Origin of the sequence: Kitasatospora arboriphila, assembly GCF_039528095.1 — a bacterium.
GTDB classification, from domain to species: Bacteria; Actinomycetota; Actinomycetes; order Streptomycetales; family Streptomycetaceae; genus Kitasatospora; species Kitasatospora arboriphila.
This window is the reverse complement of the sequence record NZ_BAAALD010000183.1, coordinates 1-5632: the sequence shown is the minus strand read 5'-3', so window position 1 is coordinate 5632 and position 5632 is coordinate 1. Positions and strand designations below refer to the sequence as shown.

6 protein-coding genes are annotated in these 5632 nt (G+C 68.5%); all 6 read right to left on the bottom strand.

Translation table 11 applies throughout. The features are described 5' to 3' along the window. On the bottom strand, positions 1 to 259 hold a 259-nt coding region (locus ABD353_RS39025), incomplete at its 3' end, for an ATP-binding cassette domain-containing protein (RefSeq protein WP_344628476.1). Next, the gene (locus ABD353_RS39020; RefSeq protein ID WP_344628475.1) at positions 249 to 1331 is read right to left on the bottom strand and encodes an ABC transporter ATP-binding protein; all 1083 of its coding nucleotides are present in this window, start codon (positions 1329 to 1331) and stop codon (positions 249 to 251) included. The genes ABD353_RS39020 and ABD353_RS39025, both read right to left, overlap by 11 nt. A gap of 18 nt (positions 1332 to 1349) precedes the next feature. Then, on the bottom strand, positions 1350 to 2378 hold the full coding sequence (locus ABD353_RS39015) for an ABC transporter permease (protein ID WP_425555347.1): 1029 nt from the start codon (positions 2376 to 2378) through the stop codon (positions 1350 to 1352). Then, entirely contained in the window at positions 2371 to 3294 is a 924-nt protein-coding gene (locus ABD353_RS39010) for an ABC transporter permease (RefSeq protein WP_344628474.1), read from the bottom strand. Before ABD353_RS39010 ends, ABD353_RS39015 begins: the two co-directional genes overlap by 8 nt. 66 nt (positions 3295 to 3360) lie before the next feature. After that, positions 3361 to 5004: a peptide ABC transporter substrate-binding protein gene (locus ABD353_RS39005; protein ID WP_344628473.1), complete on the bottom strand. Its 1644-nt coding sequence runs from the start codon at positions 5002 to 5004 to the stop codon at positions 3361 to 3363. A 153-nt stretch (positions 5005 to 5157) separates the two neighbouring features. Continuing rightward, the coding region (locus ABD353_RS39000) for an oligopeptide/dipeptide ABC transporter ATP-binding protein (protein WP_344628472.1) at positions 5158 to 5632 on the bottom strand (475 nt) is incomplete at its 5' end.

Here is a 5632-nt window from a genome sequence, read left to right as displayed (position 1 = left end):
TCAGCACCTTGGCGAGCGTCGACTTGCCGCAGCCGGACTCGCCGACGATGCCGAGCGTCTCGCCCTGCATCAGGTCGAAGGAGACACCGTCGACGGCCTTCACGGCGCCGACCTGCTTCTTGACGATGATGCCCCGGGTCAGCGGGAAGTACTTGACCAGGTCCCTCACCTGCAGGATCGGCTCGCCGCGGGGCACCTCCCGGGCGAAGGCGGCGTCCTCGGGCACGGCCTCCACCGTTCCCGCCCCGTCAGACGTCATGGAGGGTCTCCTTCCAGAAGAAGCACGCGCTGCCCCGCCCCGGCAGGGGCACGCCGGTGTCGCCGGTGACCTCGAAGAGCTCGGGCTCCTCCCGCCGGCAGATGTCCTGGGCGCGCGGGCAACGCGGGTTGAACGCGCAGCCCTTGGGGATCCGCAGCAGGTTGGGCGGCAGGCCCTTGATGGCGTAGAGCTCCTGGCCCTTCTGGTCCAGTCGCGGGATGGAGTCGAGCAGGCCGCGGCTGTAGGGGTGGGCCGGGTTCTTGTAGAGGTCGTGGACGGGGGCGGTCTCGACGATCCGGCCGGCGTACATCACGGCGATCTTGTCGGCCACGTCGGCGACCACGCCGAGGTCGTGGGTGATCAGGATCAGACCCATGTTGTACTCGGCCTGGAGATCCGCCAGCAGGTCCATGACCTGCGCCTGGACGGTCACGTCCAGCGCGGTGGTCGGCTCGTCCGCGATGATCAGGTCCGGTTCCAGGGCCAGCGCCATGGCGATCATGATGCGCTGGCGCATGCCGCCGGAGAACTGGTGCGGGTAGTCGTTGACGCGTTCCTTGGCGGCGGGGATCCGCACGCGCTCCATCAGCTCGATCGCCTTGGCCTTGGCCTCCTTGCGGGAGGCCCCGCGGTGCACCCGGTACATCTCGCCGAGCTGCGTGCCGACCGAGTGGACGGGGTTCAGGGCGGACAGCGCGTCCTGGAAGATCATGGCCATCTGCTCGCCGCGGATCTTCCGGCGCTCCTCCTTGCCGAGCTTGAGCAGGTCGCGGCCCTTGAAAACGATCTCGCCGCCGGTGACGTAGCCGGGCGGGCTGTCGAGGATGCCCATGACGGCCTGGGCGGTCACCGACTTGCCGGAGCCCGACTCGCCCAGGACGGCGAGCGTCTCGCCGGCGGCGACGGAGTAGTTCACGCCGTTGACGGCCTTGGCGACGCCGTCGCGGGTGCGGAACTCGACCTGCAGCCCGCGCACGTCGAGCAGGACGTCGCCGGCCGGGCTGCCGGCGCCGGACGCCTGGGGATCGATCCGGATGGCTCCGGCGTCGTCGTCGCTGTTGCCGCTGTTCATGGTTGGTGGGGGCCCCTCTCAGCGCAGCTTCGGGTCGAGTGCGTCGCGGACGGCGTCGCCGAGCATGATGAACGCCAGGACGGTGATGCTCAGGGCACCGGCCGGGTAGAGCAGCATGTGCGGGGCGTTGCGGAAGGTCGCCGAGGCCGAGGAGATGTCGATGCCCCAGGAGACGGTCGGCGGCTTGAGGCCGACGCCGAGGAAGCTCAGGGTGGCCTCCAGGGCGATGTAGGTGCCGAGCGCGATGGTGGCCACGACGATGATCGGGGCGACCGCGTTGGGCAGGATGTGCCGGAGCATCAGCCGCGAGTTGCTCGCGCCGAGGGCCCGGGCCGCGGTGACGTAGTCCTGCTGTTTCGCGGTGATCACGGCGCCTCGGCCGATGCGGGCGATCTGCGGCCAGCCGAGCACCACGATGAAGGCGACCACGATCCAGATCGACCGGCTCGGGATGACCGAGAGGAAGACCAGGCCGCCGAGCAGGATCGGGATGCCGAAGAAGATGTCGGCGACCCGGGAGATGAGCGAGTCGGACCAGCCGCCGAGGAAGCCGGCCAGGCCGCCGAGCGTGGTGCCGACCAGGGCGGCGCCGACGGTCGCGCAGACGCCGACCGTGATGGAGGCGCGGGCGCCGTACACGGTGCGGGCGTAGACGTCGCAGCCCTGCCCGTCGAACCCGAAGGGGTGGCCGGACTCGGAGCCCTGCTGGGCCTTCGAGAGGTCGCACTTCAGCGGGTCGGTGGAGGTGAACAGCCCGGGCCAGATCGCCATGATCACCAGGAAGATGATGAGCAGTCCGGAGATGATGAAGATCGGGTTGCGGCGCAGGTCCCGCCAGGCGTCCTGCCAGAGGCTGCGCGGCTTGACGCGGTCGTCGGCAGCGGCGATCTCGGGCTCGTCGTCGAGGCGTTCGTTCTTGATTAAAGTCTGCGCTTCCATGGTGCCGAGGTCGAAGGTCCGGCTCTCGACGGCACTCTGGATCTCTTCTTCCTCGGTGCCGGCGTCCGCGAGCGGGTCCGCCTTGTTGTACTTCTCCTGGTCAGGCATAACGGATCCTCGGGTCCAGGACCGCGTAGAGCAGGTCGACGAGCAGGTTGGCCGCCAGGTAGATGATGATCAGGACGGTCACGAAGCCGACGACCGTGGCCGTGTTCTGGCGGACGATGCCCTGGTAGAGGTAGAAGCCCACGCCGTGGATGTTGAAGATCCGCTCGGTGACCAGCGCGCCGCCCATGAGCGCGCCGAGGTCGGCACCGAGGAAGGTGACGACCGGGATCAGCGAGTTGCGCAGCAGGTGGTTGATCGTCACCCGGCGGCGCGGTAGGCCCTTGGCCGTCGCGGTGCGCACGAAGTCGGCCCGGGAGTTCTCGGCGACGGTGGTGCGGGTGAGGCGGGCGACGTAGGCGAGCGACACGGAGGCGAGCACGATGCCCGGTAGCAGCAGCGACTGGAGGCTGAGGTCCTCGCCGGCGGTGGCGGGCAGGATGCCCCATTGCACGCCGACCAGGTACTGGAGCACGTAGCCGGTGACGAAGGTGGGGATGGAGATGACGACCAGGGTGAAGATCAGCACCGTGTTGTCCGACCAGCCGCCGCGGCGCAGACCGCTGATGAGGCCGAAGCCGACGCCGAAGATCACCTCGATGGTGAAGGCCACCGCGGTCAGCTTGATCGTCGCCGGATAGGCGGTGGCGAGCAGCGAGGTGACCGACTGCCCGTTGAAGGTGGTGCCGAAGTCCCAGCGGAACAGGTTCCCCATGTAGATCAGGTACTGGAGCCACAGCGGCTCGTCCAGGTTGTACTGCTTGCGGATCTGCTCGGCGACGACCGGGTCGGGGGCCCGGTCGCCGAAGAGGGCGTTCACGGGGTCGCCGAGCGCGTGGACCATCACGAAGATGAGGAAGGTGCTCCCGAGGAACACCGGGATCATCTGGAGCAGGCGTCGGATGACGTAGCGTCCCATGCGAACCTCCAGGGGGCCGCCGGAAGGGCGGCGCCGGGGCCGTGCGGCCCCGGCAGCCGCTGCCGACTACTTGACGGTGATCTGGTCGTAGACCGGGACGCTGAACGGGTTGAGCAGGACGTTGGTGACGCGGTCGGACCAACCGACGGTGCCGTTCTGGTACCAGAGCGGGATCGCGGGCAGGTCGGTGGCGAGCAGCTTCTCGCCGTCCTGGAACTGGCTGATCGCCGAAGAATTGTCCGGGTTGGCGTTGGCCTGGTTGACCAGGGAGTCGAACTGCGGGTTGCTGTAGCCGGAGTCGTTCGACGAGGCGCCGGTGGTGTACACGGGCTGCAGGAAGTTCTGGATCAGCGGGTAGTCCATCTGCCAGCCGGTGCGGAACGGGCCGGTCATCTTCTTGGTGGTGACCTGGTTGCGGAAGTCCGCGAAGGTGCCGATCGGGTTGCCGACGCAGGCGCTGGTGTTGCCGAGGGCGTTGTTGATGCTGTTGCAGACGGCGTCGACCCACTCCTTGTGCGGGCCGTCGGCGTTGTAGGAGATGGTGAGCTGGCCGCCGGGGATGCCGCCGCCCTCCTGGACGAGCTGCTTGGCCATGGTCGGGTTGTAGGTGCAGGCCTGGCCGCAGATGCCCTCCTTGAAGCCGCCGGCGGCGCCGAGCACCGGGGAGGTCCAGTCGCTGGCGGGGGTGCGGGTGTTGTTGAACACGACCTTGGTGATGGTGTTCCGGTCGATCGCCATGGCGAGGCCGAGGCGGACCTTCTGCGCGTTCGGGGTGTTCCAGTTCGCCTGGTAGAGCGGGAAGGAGATGGTCTGGATGATGCCGGCCGGGGTGTTGAGGAAGCGCCCGTTGAGGTCGGTCTCGACGGTCTTCAGCGCGCTGTTCGGCAGGCCGTTGTCGACGTCGAGGTTGCCCGCCTGGAGGTCGGCGTAGGCGGCGTTGGTGTCGGTGTAGACCTTGAGGTCGATGCCGCCGTTCTTGGGCTTGTCCGTGCCGCTGAAGCCGGAGAACGGCCGCAGCTCCATCTTCGCGCTCTTGGTCCACGAGGCGATCTCGTACGGGCCGTTGCCGATCGGCTTGTTGAGGTAGGCCGCGTGGTCGGAGAAGAAGCTCGCCGGGAGCGGGACGAATGCCGAGTAGCCGAGGGTGGCGGGCCAGGTGGAGAACTTCTGGTTGAGCGCCACGGTGAAGGTGTTGTCGTCGACGACCTTCAGACCGGACAGGGTCTGCGCGGTCGGGTTGCCGGAGGCCGGTGCGACCTGGTCGTAGCCCTGGATGTAGGAGAAGAAGCTGCTGTTCAGCTGCTTGTTGGTGGAGAGGGCGCCGTAGTTCCAGGCGTCCACGTAGGACTTCGCGGTCACCGTGGTGCCGTCGCTGAACTTCCAGCCCGGCTTGAGCTTGACCGTCCAGTTCTGCTGGTCGTCCGAGGTGATCGACTCCGCGTTGGCGTTCTGCGGCGCGCTGGTCTTGGGGTCGTACTGGATCAGACCCCTGAAGATCATGTTGAGTACGGCGCCGCCGTTGACCTCGTTGGTGTTCGCCGGCTCGAGCGGGTTCTGCGGGTCACCCCACCAGGCGGTCACGATGCCGCCGGTGCCTCCGCTGGCGCCGCTGCTTCCACCTCCGCCCCCGCTGCTGCCGCAGCCGGTGGCCACCAGGACCACGCTCGTCGCGACGACCACGGCCCAGCGCACTCTCGTCGCTGCAGGCATGAGGCTTCCTCCTCTGGGTGTATGACGCATCACACCCCATCGAAGGATCGGGTCACCGGCGGCGCGAGCTGGATACGGCCGGATGGGTGCCGAAAAGCCCGCGGGCCCGTGGTGCGCTCGCACCACGGGCCCGCGAAGGGGTCGTCCGGCCGGTCAGGAGGCCACCGCGACGGGCTCGCGGACCGCGGCGAAGTGGCAGGCCGAGGCGTGCTTGGCCGGGCCCTCGCCGATCTCCGGGACGGCCAGCAGCGGCAGCTCGGTGCTGCAGCGCTCCTCGGCCTTCCAGCAGCGGGTGCGGAAGCGGCAGCCGGACGGCGGGTTGGCCGGCGAGGGGATGTCACCGGAGAGGATGATCCGCTCGCGGCCCTCGCGGCCGGCCGGGTCGGGCACCGGGACGGCGGAGAGCAGCGCCTGGGTGTACGGGTGGGTGGCGTGCTCGTAGATCTCCTCGTCCGAGCCGATCTCGACCATCGTGCCGAGGTACATCACGCCGACCCGGTCGGAGATGTGCCGGACGATCGAGAGGTCGTGGGCGATGAACATGTAGGAGAGCTCGAAGTCCTTCTGGAGCTGCTCCAGCAGGTTGATCACCTGGGCCTGGACGGAGACGTCGAGCGCGGAGACCGGC